We start from the raw sequence: 13,254 nt of genomic DNA, 5'->3' as shown, positions 1-13,254 counted from the left end.
CCGGGCGGCTCACTGTCAGCCCCGGGTGTCGCGCTCCTGGGCGCGGAGCGCACGCTCCACGCCGGCCAGGTTCTCGATCACGAGTCGGCGCAGCGCCGGGACCTCCGGGTTCGCGTCGAGCCAGGCGCGGGTGGCGTCGACGATCTCCTGCGAGGGCGTGGCGGCCGGGTAGAAGCCGACGACCAGGTACTCGGCGATCTTGTAGCTCTTCGACTCCCAGAGGGTGCGGAGGGCGTCGAAGTAGACCGGGACCATCGCGTCGAGCAGGCGCGGGTCGGCGGCGCGCTGGAAGCCCAGGCCCGTCGAGCGGACGATCGTGTTCGGTGCCGAGTCGTCGGCCGTGACGGAGTCCCACGCCGCGCGCTTCGCCTCCGCGGTCGGCAGTGCGGCACGGGCGTGCGCGGCCGACTGCTGGCCGGTCGCCGTGTTGTCCGAGGCGAGCGCCGCGTCGATGTCGTCCGCACCGGCCCGCCCGCCGGCGACGAGAGCGATCAGCAGTTCCCAGCCGAGGTCGGTGTCGATGTCGAGGCCGCCGAGGGCGGTGGAGCCGTCGAGCAGCGCCTGCACGGCCTCGAGGTGCGCCGGGGTGGACGCGATCGCGGCGAAGAACTTCACGAACTGGAACTGCGCGTCGCTGCCCGGCTCGGCGCTCTGCGCGAGCGTCCACAGCTGATCGCCCGCCTCCTCGACGACCTCGGCCCGGTACTCCGGAGCGACGTACTGGGTGGCGGTGGCGACGAGCTGATTGAGCACCGTCCGCAGGGTCGTCGACTCGGTCTCGGTCGCGACGTTGCCCAGGACGAGGCGGACGAAGTCGCGCGGCGCCGACTCGGCGTCGCGGGTCGAGTCCCAGACCGAGCCCCAGACCAGCGAGCGGGCCAGGGGGCTGTCGATGCTCGCGAGGTGCTCGACGGCCACGGCGAGCGAGGCGTCGTCGAGGCGGACCTTCGCGTAGGCGAGGTCGTCGTCGTTGAGCAGCACGAGCGCCGGACGGGTGCGGCCGATCAGCTCGGGCACCTCGGTGCGCTCCCCGTCGACGTCCAGCTCGAGGCGCTCGACGCGGACGAGGCGCTCGCCCTTGAAGTCGTACAGGCCGATCGCCAGGCGGTGCGGGCGGATCGTCGGGTACTCCTCGACCGCGGTCTGCAGGATCGCGAAGGACGCGATCGCTCCGCTCTCGTCGACCGCGATCTCGGGGCGGAGCGTGTTCACGCCGGCCGTCTCGAGCCACTGCGCCGACCACTCGGTGAGGTCGCGCCCGCTGGTGGCCTCCAGCTCGACCAGCAGGTCGCGCAGCTCCGTGTTCGAGAAGGCGTGCTTGACGAAGTACTCGTGGACGCCGGCGAGGAACTCCTTCTCGCCGACCCACGCGACGAGCTGCTTGAGCACCGAGGCGCCCTTGGCGTACGTGATGCCGTCGAAGTTGACCTGGACGTCCTCGAGGTCGTTGATCGTCGCGACGATCGGGTGGGTCGAGGGCAGCTGGTCCTGGCGGTAGGCCCAGCTCTTCTCCATTGCGGCGAAGGTGGTCCACGCCTCGGTCCACTCCGTCGCCTCCGCGGTGGCGAGGGTGGAGGCGTACTCGGCGAACGACTCGTTGAGCCAGAGGTCGTTCCACCACTTCATCGTGACCAGGTCGCCGAACCACATGTGGGCGAGCTCGTGGAGGATCGTGACGACCCGGCGCTCCTTGATCGCATCCGTCACCTTCGAGCGGAACACGTAGGTCTCGGTGAAGGTCACCGCTCCCGCGTTCTCCATCGCGCCGGCGTTGAACTCGGGGACGAACAGCTGGTCGTACTTCGCGAACGGGTACGGGACGCCGAACTTCTCCTCGTAGAAGGCGAAGCCCTGCTTCGTCTTCTCGAACACGTAGTCGGCGTCGAGGAAGGGCGCGAGCGAGGCCCGGGCGAAGACCCCCAGCGGGATGGTCCGGCCGTCGGAGGAGACGAGCGAGTCGGTCTCGACCACGTAGGGTCCGGCGACGAGGGCCGTGATGTAGGAGGAGATGCGCGGGGTGGGCTCGAAGCTCCAGGTCGCGATCCCCTCGCCCGCCGGGACCGGCTCGGGAGTGGGCTGGTTCGACACGACCTGCCACTGCGCGGGCGCGGTGACGGTGAAGCGGAACTCGGCCTTGAGGTCCGGCTGCTCGAACACCGCGAAGACGCGGCGGGAGTCGGGCACCTCGAACTGCGAGTACAGGTACACCTCGCCGTCGACGGGGTCGACGAAGCGGTGCAGGCCCTCGCCCGTGTTGGTGTAGAGCGCGTCGGCGACGACGGTGAGCTCGTTGTCCGCGGCCAGGGCGTCGAGGCGGATGCGGACGCCGTCGGCGACGTCGGCGGGGTCGAGCTCCGCGCCGTTGAGGGTGACGGAGTGGACCGTGCCCGTGACGGCGTCGATGAAGCTCGAGGCGCCCTCGGTGGCGGAGAAGCGCACCGTGGTCGTGCTGAGGAAGGTCTCGGCTCCCCGGGTCAGGTCGAGGGCGATGTCGTAGTCGTGGACCTGGATCAGCGAGGCGCGCTCCTGCGCCTCGCTCCGGGTGAGGTTGTCTCCTGGCACGGGGGTGCTCCATCCGTTCGTCTCGGGCGCTGCCGCGGGCGCCGGGGTGCGGGCGCCGCCGATCCACCCTAGAGCTGCCGGGACCCGCCGTGGAGCCCCGTGGCGCCGATCCTGCGGAGCCGCCGGGGAGCGCGGACGCGGCCCCGGCGAGCGGCGTAGCGTGTCCCCATGACCTCTGTGGACTTCTGGTTCGACCCCTCCTGCCCGTGGGCCTGGATGACCTCGCGATTCGTGGACGAGGTGACCCCCGCGCGCGACCTCGACGTGCAGTGGCACATCATGAGCCTCGCCGTCCTCAACGAGGACAAGGACGTGGACGACTCGTACCGCGCCTTCCTCCCGCGCGCGCTGCGCTACACGCGCCTGGTCGCCGCCGTCGCCGAGCGCGAGGGCCGCGAGCACGTGAAGCCTCTCTACGACGCGCTCGGCACCCGGATCCACCCGGGCGGGCGCACCGACGTCGACGCGGTGATCGCCGAGTCGCTCGCCGAGCTCGGCCTGCCCGCGGAGCTCGCCGCCCACGCCGACTCGGACGAGTACGACGAGCCGATGCGCGCCTCCCACTTCGACGGGATCGAGCGGGTCGGCCAGGACGTCGGCACCCCGGTCATCGCGATCGGCGACGTCGCCTTCTTCGGCCCCGTCATCTCGCCGATCCCGAGGGGCGAGCAGGCGCTGACCCTCTGGGACGGCATCGTCGCCGCCGCCTCCTTCGACGGCTTCTTCGAGCTCAAGCGCTCGCGGACCCGCGACCCGCAGTTCGACTGAGCCGACCCGCGGTACTCTGGCTCCCGGCCCGGGCACCGCGGGCCCCAGACGGCTCTTCCGGAGGAGTTCTCTCGTGCGCATCCACATCGCCACGGACCACGCAGGGCTGGACTTCAGCCGTCACCTGATCGAGCACCTCGGCGCCGCCGGTCACGACGTGATCGACCACGGCCCCACGTCCTACGACCCGCTGGACGACTACCCGTCCTTCTGCGTCAACGCCGCCGCCGCGGTCGTCCGCGATCAGGAGGCGGGGGTCGAGGCCCTCGGCGTCGTCTTCGGCGGCTCGGGCAACGGCGAGCAGATCGCGGCGAACAAGGTCGCGGGCGTGCGCGCGGCGCTCGTCTGGAACCTGAGCACCGCCGTGCTGGCCCGCCAGCACAACGACGCGAACGTCATCTCGATCGGGGCCCGCCAGCACTCCGTCGAGGAGGCCACCGGCTTCATCGACGCGTTCGTCGCCGAGCCCTTCACCTTCGAGGAGCGGCACGTGCGCCGCATCGCGCAGCTCGCCGAGTACGAGGCCACCGGCGACATCGCCGGCTGGGTCGTCGACTCCGCCGCGAAGGAGCGCTGAGTGCCCGAGGGGCACTCCGTCCACCGGATCGCCCTGCAGTTCGAGCGCGACGTCGTCGGGCACCGCGTCGCGACCAGCAGCCCCCAGGGCCGCTTCACCGAGGGAGCCGCGCTCCTCGACGGGCGCGAGGTCCTCGAGTCCACGGCCGTCGGCAAGCACCTGCTGCTGCGCTTCGAGGGCGACCTGACGCTGCACGTCCACCTCGGCCTCTACGGCGCGTGGGACTTCCTCGGGCACGTCTCGCCGCTGTTCCCGGACGGGAAGGCCGGCAGCAGCATCGGCGCTCCCCGGCGCCGCCGCGCCGTGCGCCTCTCCGAGACGGAGCACGAGACCGACTCCGATCTCGACGAGTTCCCGCCGCCGCCCGTGGGCGCGGTGCGCGTGCGCATCATGACGGAGGAGACGGTCGCCGACCTGCGCGGCCCCACCGCCTGCGAGGTGATGGACCCCGCCCAGGTGGAGGCCCTCCTCGCCCGCCTCGGTCCGGATCCGGCCGACGACGACTCCGGCGAGGCGCGCGACCGCTTCGTGAACCGGCTCCGCAGGACGGCGACGCCGGTCGGGCTGGTGCTGATGGACCAGTCCGTGGTCAGCGGCATCGGCAACATCTACCGGGCGGAGCTGCTCTACCGCGCCGGCCTCGACCCGCACACTCCCGGCAAGCAGGTGCCGCTGGAGCTCGCACAGGAGCTGTGGCGGGACTGGGCGGACCTGCTCGAGGACGGCATCCGGACCGGGATGATGATCACGCGCCGCGGCCTGACGAAGACCGAGCGCTCGAAAGCCGTCCGCAGCCGCGCCGAGCGCAACTACGTCTACAAGCGCGAGGGCCTGCCCTGCCGGGTCTGCGGCACGAACGTGCTGCTCGAGGAGATCGGCGCGCGCAAGCTCTACTGGTGCCCGGTGTGCCAGTCGTGAGCGCCGGTGGAGAGACGCCTGCCCGGTCCCGCGCCCGCCGAGCCGTCCGCCCCGCGCTCCGCGAGGCCGCCCGATGACCGGCGGTCTCCTGCTCCGGGGCGCCCGCCTCCTCGGCTCGTCCCGACCCGGTGCCGTGCTCCTGCGCGACGGCCGCGTGGAAGCGGTCGGACCGGACGCCGCCGCCGCCCCGGGCGACGAGGTGCGCGACCTCGACGGGCGCTGGGTGCTCCCCGGCCTCTGGGACGAGCACGTCCACTTCTCCCAGTGGGCGATGACGGCCCCGCGCCTGGACGTCTCGTCGGCGGACTCGGCCCGCGGGACGGCGGACGCGGTCCGACGTCGCCTGGCGGAGGAGTCCGGTACCGGCACGCTGATCGGCTTCGGCTTCCGCGACGGCCTCTGGCCGGAGCCGCCCACGACCGCGCTCCTGGACGAGGTCTCTCCGGAACGGCCCGTCGTGCTGATCAGCGGCGACCTGCACTGCGCCTGGCTGAACTCCGCCGCGTACCGGCGCTACGCCGTCGCTCCCGAGCCCGAGCTGCTGCGCGAGGACGCCTGCTTCGAGCTCGTCACCGCACTCGGAGCCCTCGGCGACGACGAGCTCGACGCGCTCGCCGACGCGGCGGCCCGGCGGGCTGCGGCTCGCGGGGTGGTCGGCGTCGTCGACCTCGAGATGCGCTGGAACGCGGGGGACTGGCCCCGTCGCGTCGACGGCGGAACACGCTCTCTCCGCGTCGACACCGGCGTCTACCGCGACCACCTCCAACGCGCCCTCGCGGAAGGACTGCGCACGGGCGACGAGCTCGACGGCGGTGACGGCCTGCTGCGGATGGGCCCGCTCAAGGTCCTGATCGACGGCTCCCTCAACACGAGGACCGCCTACTGCGCCCACCCCTACGCCGACCACGACGGCTACGGCGTCCTCACCGTGGAGCCCGCTGAGCTGGACGAGCTGCTCGGCCGCGCGGCCGCCGGGGGCATCCGCTCCACCGTGCACGCGATCGGAGACGCCGCGGCGACGCTGGCTCTGGACGCGCTCGGCCGGGTCGGCGGGGGCCGCATCGAGCACGCTCAGCTGCTCGCGGAGACCGACCTTCCGCGGTTCGCCGCGCTCGGCGTGGAGGCCGGAGTGCAGCCCGCGCACGCGCTCGACGACCGCGAGGTGGCGGAGCGGTACTGGCCGGGACGCACCGGCCGGGCGTTCCCGCTGCGCTCGCTGCTCGACTCCGGGGCCCGCGTGGTGCTCGGCTCGGACGCTCCGGTCGCTCCGCTCGACCCGTGGGTCGCGATCTCCGCCGCGGTCGCGCGGGCGATGCCCGGCGACGAGCCCTGGCATCCGGAGCAGCGGGTGAGCGTCGAGGAGGCGATCGTCGCCTCGACCCGGGTGCGCCGGCTCACGCCCGCGGCCGGCGATCCCGCCGATCTCGTGGTGGTCGACCGCGATCCGCTCGCCGCCGACGCGGGAGCCCTCCGATCCATGCCGGTCGCCGCGACCCTCCTGGCGGGCCGCTTCACGCACGGCGGCTGACCCGCGCCCGTCGCGACACCGGCCGCTCCGGATCGCGCGGACGGGCCCGGGAACGACGACGGCCCGCGGGATCCGAGGATCGGCGGGCCGGTCGAGGCGTGGTGCTCAGCTCTCGCTGACGTGGGCGAAGAGGAACCAGCGGTCCTTCTCGAGGCCGCGGCCGATCTCGATCGCGACGTCCTGGCTGCTCGCGTCGATCTCGGCGAGCTCGGCGATCGCCGTGTTGACGGTCGCGATGGCGACGTCCATCTGGCGGATGATCTCGACGATCGCGTTCTCGGAGCGCTGGAAGCCGGGGGTGAGGGGTTCGGACTGCGTCGCCGAGGCGACGGTCTGGATGCGGGCGTCGACCGGGAGGCCGAGGGCGACGACGCGCTCCGCGGCGAGGTCGGCCCACTCGATGGCGCGGCCGACGATCGCGTCGAGCAGCTCGTGGACGCCGATGAAGTTGGCGCCGCGGACGTGCCAGTGCGCCTGCTTGCCGTTGACGGCGAGCGCGGTCATCTCGACGACGACGGGGCTGAGGAACTGGGCGACTCCGGATGCGACATCCGGGTTCGACGAGGTGAGCGACGTGACGGACGTGGTGGACATCGTCTGGTCCTTTCGAGAGGGGGTGACTGATCGTCAACAGTACGCAGATCCCTCGGCGCTGCAAGGAAGCGCAGGCTCGGCTCAGTCCGGTGAAGGACAGGCTCACCTCTGTCGCCGAGGGGCGTCACGGGGGCTTCCCCCCGGGTGCCCGGAGCCGTGCCGCCGGTACGCTCGACCGGGTCGCGGCGGCGGCGGGAGCGGACAGGAGGCGCGGATGAGCGGAGCATCGACGGCCCTCGGCGAGGCCTCGCGCGCCTACCTCCGGCTCTGGCGCGGACTGCCTCGGGAGGTGCTCGCGCTGGTGGCCGCGATCCCGGTCGCGCTCCTCGGCGCCTTCTGCGCCGGCGTCGCGCTGGCCGTCGCGCTCGGGCTCGTCGGAGTCCTGATCGGCCTGGTGTTCCTGCCCGCCGCCCTCTACACGGCGCGCTTCTTCTCGCGGGCCGCCGTCGGCCTCGACGTGCTGGCCGGACGGCCCGCCGTCCCCCGGCCGCAGTGGCGGCGACCGCCTTCCTCCGTCACTCCGTCGACCTTCGCCCTCTACGGTCCGGTGATCGACGGGCACTACTGGCTCGCTCTCCTGCACACGCTCGTCGTGGCTCCGGTGCTCGCGCTGCTGTCAGGATTGCTCCTGGCGCTGTGGACCTGGGCGGGCCCGGGCACGGTGGCCGCCGCGCTCACGGGGGCCCCCGGTCCGGCCCGCCTGCTGGCGGAGAACGGAGCTGCTCTGCTGGGCGCCCCGCAGCCTCCGGCGGGACTGGTCGCCGCGGCGACAGTCGCCACGACCGTCCTCTTCGTCTCGACCCTGCCGTTCGCCACCCGCGGTCTCTCCCTCCTGCACTGGCTGGTCGACCGTCTCCTACTCGGCCCGTGGGAGTCGGAGGCGCTCCAGCGCGAGGTCGCCGAGCTGAGCGCCTCCCGCGGCGCAGCCGTCGCCGCCGAGGACCGCGCGCTGCGCCGGCTCGAGCGCGACATCCACGACGGCCCGCAGCAGCGCCTGATCCGGGTCCAGATGGACCTGGCCTCGGCCCGCAACCGACTCGCCGCCGACCCGGAGTCTGCCGCCCGCCTGGTCGACGAGGCTCGCGAGCACGTGCGCGCCGCGCTCGACGAGCTGCGCGCCCTCTCCCGCGGAGTGGCGCCGCCGATCCTGCAGGACCGGGGCTTCGAGGCGGCGGTGCACTCGCTCGCCGAGCTCAGCCCGGTGCCGGTCGAGGTCCTCACCGAGCACCCCGTGGCGGACGTGCCGCCCGAGGTCGAGCGCAGCGTCTACTTCGTCGTCGCCGAGCTGCTCGCCAACGTCTCTAAGCACTCCGGTGCCCGATCGGTGCGGGTGCATCTCGACACCCGCGACTCCGGCACTCCGGGGGAGCGCTGGCTCGACGCCTGGGTGGTCGACGACGGAGTCGGCGGGGCGTCGCCGGTCGCCGGTCACGGTCTCGAGGGGGTCGGCGGGCGCGTCCGGGGCCTGCGCGGGATCCTGAGCGTGGAGTCGCCGGTCGGCGGGCCGACCACGGTCGGGGTGCACGTCCCCTACCGCCCGGCCGCCCTATCCTGAGGGCGTGCCCGTGATCCGCGTCGCCATCGCCGAGGACTCGGTCCTCCTGCGCGAGGGCCTGGTCCGCCTCTTCGAGGACGCGGGGTTCGCCACCGTCGGCGCCTTCGGGGACGCGGACGCCCTGCTCGCCGATCTGGCGCGGGACCCGGTCGGCGTCGACGTCGCCGTGCTCGACGTCCGGATGCCGCCGACCTTCCGCGACGAGGGCGTCCGCGCGGCGCTGGAGATCCGCCGGCGCTACCCGCAGGTGTCGGTCCTCCTGCTCAGCCAGTACGTCGAGGTCACCTACGCGCAGGAGCTGCTCGGCTCCGGCGACGGCGGACTCGGCTACCTCTTGAAGGACCGGGTCGCCTCCGTGGAGGAGCTGCGCGACGCCGTCGAGCGCGTCGCGGCGGGCGGAACCGTCCTCGACCCGCAGGTCGTCGCCTCGCTCCTGCAGCGCAACCGCGACCCGCTCGCCTCGCTGACCCCGCGGGAGCGGGAGGTGCTGGAGCAGATGGCCCAGGGGCGCACGAACGCGGGCATCGCCTCCGCTCTCTTCGTCGGCGTGGGCGCCGTGGAGAAGAACGTGACCGCGATCTTCCAGAAGCTCGGGCTCGAGGACTCGGGCTCCGACCACCGGCGGGTGCTGGCGGTCCTCGCCTTCCTGCGCGCCGGGCGCTGACCACCGGAGAAGAGGAGAACCCGATGCCGTCGAGTCCTGCGGAGGGCGCCCGCGTCCTCGCCCTGACCGGGGGACGCGCCCCGGAGATCGCCGACACCGCGTGGGTCGCTCCGGGCGCCACCGTGATCGGCTCCGTGCGCCTGGGGGAGCGGGCGAGCGTCTGGTACGGCGCCGTCCTGCGCGCCGAGCACGCGCGGATCGAGCTCGGAGCCGGCAGCAACCTCCAGGACGGCGTCGTCGTCCACGTCGACGCCGACTACGACGCGGTCATCGGCGCCGGAGTCTCGGTCGGGCACAACGCCGTGCTGCACGGCTGCACCCTCGAGGACGACGTGCTGGTCGGCATGAGCGCGACCGTCCTGAACGGGGCCGTCGTCGGCACCGGCTCGCTGGTCGCCGCGGGCGCCGTCGTCCTCGAGGGGACGGTCGTCCCGCCGGGCTCGCTGGTGGCGGGCGTCCCCGGGAGGGTCCGGCGGGAGCTGACGGAGGAGGAGCGCGAGGGCATCCGCCGGAACGCCGCCTCGTACCTCGCCCTGACGGAGGAGCACCGCGGCGCGGTCGGCTGAGCACGCCCGGAACGCCTCGGAACGACGAAGAGCCCCGGACATCCGGGGCTCTTCGAGAGGAGAGGGGCTGACGAGAATCGAACTCGCATCATCTGTTTGGAAGACAGAGGCTTTACCACTAAGCTACAGCCCCGGATCGCCGGTCTGACGTCCGCGAACCGGTGCGACCGGGTCTCTCGACCGGGCACCAGGACAGCGTAGTACATCGCGCGTGCACCGTGGACACCCCGGTCCTCCTCCGCCGCGCGGTTCCGGTCGCCGCTGCCGCGGTGCAGTACACTTGCGAAGGCCATTTCGGCGTGTCGCGCAAGCGCACGTGCGGGGACGGCTCGACGAGAGTCTCACGCACGGTGCCCAGGCCCGCGCATCCGGGGCGTAGCTCAGCTTGGCTAGAGCGCCCGCTTTGGGAGCGGGAGGTCGCAGGTTCGAATCCTGTCGCCCCGACCACGAGTACTCATCGTGACGACATCGACCCGTGACGACCGTCATCCGGCGCCGACACCAACCAGCACAGGAGATCCCCTCACGTGAAGACCACGGTAGAACAGCTGAGCCCGACCCGCGTGAAGCTCGCGATTTCGGTCACCCCGGACGAGCTCGGCCCCAGCATCACGCACGCCTACGGCCACATCGCCGAGCAGATCAACGTCCCCGGCTTCCGCAAGGGCAAGGTCCCGCCCGCCATCGTCGACCAGCGCGTCGGCAAGGCCGCAGTGCTCGAGCACGCGGTCAACGAGGGCCTCGACGGCTTCTACCGCGAGGCCGTCCGCGAGACCGAGGTCCGCCCCCTGGGCCGCCCGCAGGCCGACATCGTCGCCTGGCCGAGCGACAAGGACTTCACCGGCGACCTCGAGCTCGCCATCGAGGTCGACGTGCGCCCCGAGATCACCGTCCCGGACTACGACGGCATCGAGCTCACCGTCGAGGCGGCCGAGGTCACCGACGCCGACGTCGACGCCGAGCTGGACAAGCTCCGCAGCCGCTTCGGCACCCTGGTCACCGTGGACCGCCCGGCGAAGACCGGCGACTTCGCGCAGATCGACCTGGTCGCCTCCATCGACGGCGTCGAGGTCGACACCGCCAACGCCATCTCCTACGAGCTCGGCTCGGGCGAGCTGATCGAGGGCATCGACGAGGCGCTCGACTCGCTCACCGCGGGCGAGAGCACCACGTTCACCGCTCCGCTGCTCGGCGGCGACCACGCCGGCGAGCAGGCCGAGATCGCCGTCGCGCTCACCGCCGTCAAGGAGCGCGAGCTCCCCGAGGCCGACGACGAATTCGCGCAGATCGCCAGCGAGTTCGACACCATCGCCGAGCTGCGCGAGTCGCTCAAGGAGCAGGCCGCTCAGCAGAAGACCTTCGGCCAGGGCGGCGAGGCCCGCGAGAAGCTCGTCGAGGCGCTGCTCGCCCTCGTCGAGGTCCCCGTGCCCGCCGGTCTCGTCGAGGACGAGGTGCACCGCCACCTCGAGGGCGAGAACCGCCTCGAGGACGACGAGCACCGCGCCGAGGTCAAGGAGGCCAGCGAGAAGACCTTCAAGACCCAGATCCTCCTCGACCACGTCGTCGAGCAGGAGAAGGTCCAGGTCAGCCAGGACGAGCTCACGCAGTACCTCATCCAGGGTGCGGCGCAGTACGGCATGGAGCCGAACGAGTTCATCAAGATCCTGTCCGAGAACAACCAGATCGGCCAGATGGTCGGCGAGGTCGCCCGCAACAAGGCGCTCGCGATCGTCCTCGGCAAGGCGAAGGTCACCGACACCGAGGGCAACGCCGTCGACCTGACCGCGTTCACCGCGGTCCCCGGTGACGACGAGGCCGTCGAGGCCTCCGACGAGGCCGTCGCCTCGGACGAGACCGAGGTCGCGGAGGAGGCTCAGGCCGCCGCCGACGCCGAGGTCCCCGCCGAGCCCGTCGCTGAGGAGCCCGCCGCCGAGGAGCCCGCCGCCGAGGAGGAGCCCGCCCCGGCCCCCAAGAAGAAGCGCGCGCCGGCCAAGAAGAAGGCCGCCGCTCCCGCCGAGGAGACCCCGGCCGCGGAGTAGTCCCCGCGAGCACGTCAGGAGCCGCCCCCCGATCCGTCGGAGGGCGGCTCCTCTCGTTGCGGGGCTCCGGTCCGCCCCGGGCGAACACGGGCGACTCCCGCTCCGCCCCGGGCGAACACGGCCGGATCGGCCTGGCGGCGTCCGATAGATTCGCCTCCGAAGCGACAACTGAAACGGAGCAATACATGGCCGACATGGTTATGCCCAACAGTGTTTTCGACCGCCTGCTCAAGGACCGGATCATCTGGCTCGGTTCCGAGGTGCGCGACGAGAACGCGAACGAGATCGCCGCGAAGCTCCTGCTCCTGGCAGCCGAGGACTCCGAGCGGGACATCTACCTCTACATCAACTCGCCCGGCGGCTCCATCACCGCGGGCATGGCGATCTACGACACGATGCAGTTCGTCCCGAACGACATCGTGACCGTGGGCATCGGGATGGCGGCCTCCATGGGCCAGCTGCTCCTCACCGCCGGAACCCAGGGCAAGCGCTACATCACCCCGAACGCGCGGGTGCTCCTCCACCAGCCGCACGGCGGCTTCGGCGGCACGGCCTCCGACATCCAGACCCAGGCGCAGCTCATCCTCGACATGAAGAAGCGCCTCGCCGAGATCACCGCCAAGGCGACCGGCAAGACCGTCGAGCAGGTCAACGAGGACGGCGACCGCGACCGCTGGTTCAGCGCCGAGGAGGCCCTCGCCTACGGCTTCGTCGACCACATCCGCTCGTCGGCGACCGACGTGGCCGGCGGTGGCGGAACCGCCATCGACGAGTAGTCCAGCGAACGCGCCGAGAGATCAGGAACAGACAATGACCACACCCACCTTCGGCGGAACGGCGTTCGGCTCCGGAGCCGCACCGTCCTCGCGCTACATCCTCCCCACGTTCGAGGAGCGCACGGCCTACGGCTACAAGCGCCAGGACCCGTACGCCAAGCTCTTCGAGGACCGCATCATCTTCCTCGGCGTCCAGGTCGACGACGCCTCCGCGGACGACATCATGGCCCAGCTCCTCGTGCTCGAGAGCCAGGACCCGGACCGCGACATCGTCATGTACATCAACTCGCCCGGTGGATCCTTCACCGCGATGACGGCGATCTACGACACGATGCAGTACATCCGCCCGCACATCCAGACGGTCGTGCTCGGCCAGGCCGCCTCGGCCGCCGCCGTGCTCACCGCCGCGGGAACGCCCGGCAAGCGCCTCGCACTGCCGAACGCGCGCATCCTTATCCACCAGCCCGCCGTGCAGCAGGGCGGGGGCCAGGCCTCGGACATCGAGATCCAGGCCGCCGAGATCATGCGCATGCGCGAGTGGCTCGAGGAGACGCTGTCGCACCACTCGAACCGCTCGATCGAGCAGGTCAAGAAGGACATCGACCGCGACAAGATCCTCGGTGCGAGCGACGCGCTCGAGTACGGGCTGATCGACCAGGTGCTCACCAGCCGCAAGAGCCTCCCGGCTCTCACGGCGTAGGGCGTCC

General features: G+C 72.2%; 12 protein-coding genes and 2 tRNA genes. 11 read left to right on the top strand and 3 right to left on the bottom strand.

Features of this window, described 5'->3' with window-relative positions:
* Positions 1-15 precede the first annotated feature (15 nt).
* Positions 16-2,562 carry an aminopeptidase N gene (gene pepN, locus C5C59_RS06015; protein WP_104238553.1) on the bottom strand — a complete coding sequence of 849 codons (2,547 nt, stop codon included), beginning with the start codon at positions 2,560-2,562 and terminating at the stop codon, positions 16-18.
* 168 nt (positions 2,563-2,730) lie between these two features.
* Here pepN and C5C59_RS06010 point away from each other — a divergent pair, with 168 nt between their 5' ends.
* The 4 genes from C5C59_RS06010 (at position 2,731) to C5C59_RS05995 (ending at position 6,353) form a co-directional block, all read left to right on the top strand.
* The gene (locus C5C59_RS06010) at positions 2,731-3,330 is read left to right on the top strand and encodes a DsbA family protein (protein ID WP_104223701.1); all 600 of its coding nucleotides are present in this window, start codon (positions 2,731-2,733) and stop codon (positions 3,328-3,330) included.
* Positions 3,331-3,403: 73 nt separating this feature from the next.
* Positions 3,404-3,907 (top strand): ribose-5-phosphate isomerase, encoded by a 504-nt coding sequence (locus tag C5C59_RS06005; RefSeq protein WP_104238554.1) that lies wholly within the window; start codon positions 3,404-3,406, stop codon positions 3,905-3,907.
* Entirely contained in the window at positions 3,908-4,825 is a 918-nt protein-coding gene (locus tag C5C59_RS06000; RefSeq protein ID WP_104238555.1) for an Fpg/Nei family DNA glycosylase, read from the top strand. It abuts the gene before it with no gap.
* 73 nt (positions 4,826-4,898) lie between these two features.
* A complete protein-coding gene (locus C5C59_RS05995; RefSeq protein WP_104238556.1) occupies positions 4,899-6,353 on the top strand; it encodes an amidohydrolase in 1,455 nt (484 codons plus the stop codon).
* A gap of 105 nt (positions 6,354-6,458) precedes the next feature.
* Here the strand turns inward: C5C59_RS05995 and C5C59_RS05990 are convergent, their stop codons facing one another.
* Entirely contained in the window at positions 6,459-6,947 is a 489-nt protein-coding gene (locus C5C59_RS05990) for a Dps family protein (protein ID WP_104226731.1), read from the bottom strand.
* A gap of 214 nt (positions 6,948-7,161) precedes the next feature.
* Here C5C59_RS05990 and C5C59_RS05985 point away from each other — a divergent pair, with 214 nt between their 5' ends.
* The 3 genes from C5C59_RS05985 to C5C59_RS05975 are packed head-to-tail and all read left to right on the top strand — an operon-like array spanning position 7,162 to position 9,732.
* Complete coding sequence (locus C5C59_RS05985; protein WP_104238557.1) at positions 7,162-8,502, top strand: histidine kinase; 1,341 nt, start codon at positions 7,162-7,164, stop codon at positions 8,500-8,502.
* A gap of 4 nt (positions 8,503-8,506) precedes the next feature.
* Positions 8,507-9,166 carry a response regulator transcription factor gene (locus C5C59_RS05980; protein ID WP_104238558.1) on the top strand — a complete coding sequence of 220 codons (660 nt, stop codon included), beginning with the start codon at positions 8,507-8,509 and terminating at the stop codon, positions 9,164-9,166.
* A 23-nt stretch (positions 9,167-9,189) separates the two neighbouring features.
* The gene (locus tag C5C59_RS05975) at positions 9,190-9,732 is read left to right on the top strand and encodes a gamma carbonic anhydrase family protein (RefSeq protein WP_104238559.1); all 543 of its coding nucleotides are present in this window, start codon (positions 9,190-9,192) and stop codon (positions 9,730-9,732) included.
* A 62-nt stretch (positions 9,733-9,794) separates the two neighbouring features.
* Here the strand turns inward: C5C59_RS05975 and C5C59_RS05970 are convergent.
* Positions 9,795-9,865 (bottom strand) — tRNA-Gly (locus C5C59_RS05970).
* 236 nt (positions 9,866-10,101) lie between these two features.
* On the opposite strand from C5C59_RS05970, the gene C5C59_RS05965 reads away from it, so the two are divergent.
* The 4 genes from C5C59_RS05965 to C5C59_RS05950 all read left to right on the top strand — a co-directional run bounded on the left by C5C59_RS05965 (position 10,102) and on the right by C5C59_RS05950 (position 13,247).
* Positions 10,102-10,179: transfer RNA gene (locus C5C59_RS05965), tRNA-Pro, on the top strand.
* 80 nt (positions 10,180-10,259) lie between these two features.
* Complete coding sequence (gene tig, locus C5C59_RS05960; RefSeq protein WP_104238560.1) at positions 10,260-11,771, top strand: trigger factor; 1,512 nt, start codon at positions 10,260-10,262, stop codon at positions 11,769-11,771.
* Positions 11,772-11,956: 185 nt separating this feature from the next.
* Positions 11,957-12,547 carry an ATP-dependent Clp protease proteolytic subunit gene (locus C5C59_RS05955; RefSeq protein ID WP_097165884.1) on the top strand — a complete coding sequence of 197 codons (591 nt, stop codon included), beginning with the start codon at positions 11,957-11,959 and terminating at the stop codon, positions 12,545-12,547.
* 34 nt (positions 12,548-12,581) lie between these two features.
* A complete protein-coding gene (locus C5C59_RS05950) occupies positions 12,582-13,247 on the top strand; it encodes an ATP-dependent Clp protease proteolytic subunit (RefSeq protein ID WP_068253282.1) in 666 nt (221 codons plus the stop codon).
* Positions 13,248-13,254: the final 7 nt, after the last annotated feature.

Origin of the sequence: Rathayibacter sp. AY1F4 (assembly GCF_002931775.1) — a bacterium.
In the GTDB taxonomy this organism is placed as follows: domain Bacteria; phylum Actinomycetota; class Actinomycetes; order Actinomycetales; family Microbacteriaceae; genus Rathayibacter.
This window is presented reverse-complemented; position numbering and strand designations above follow the sequence as displayed.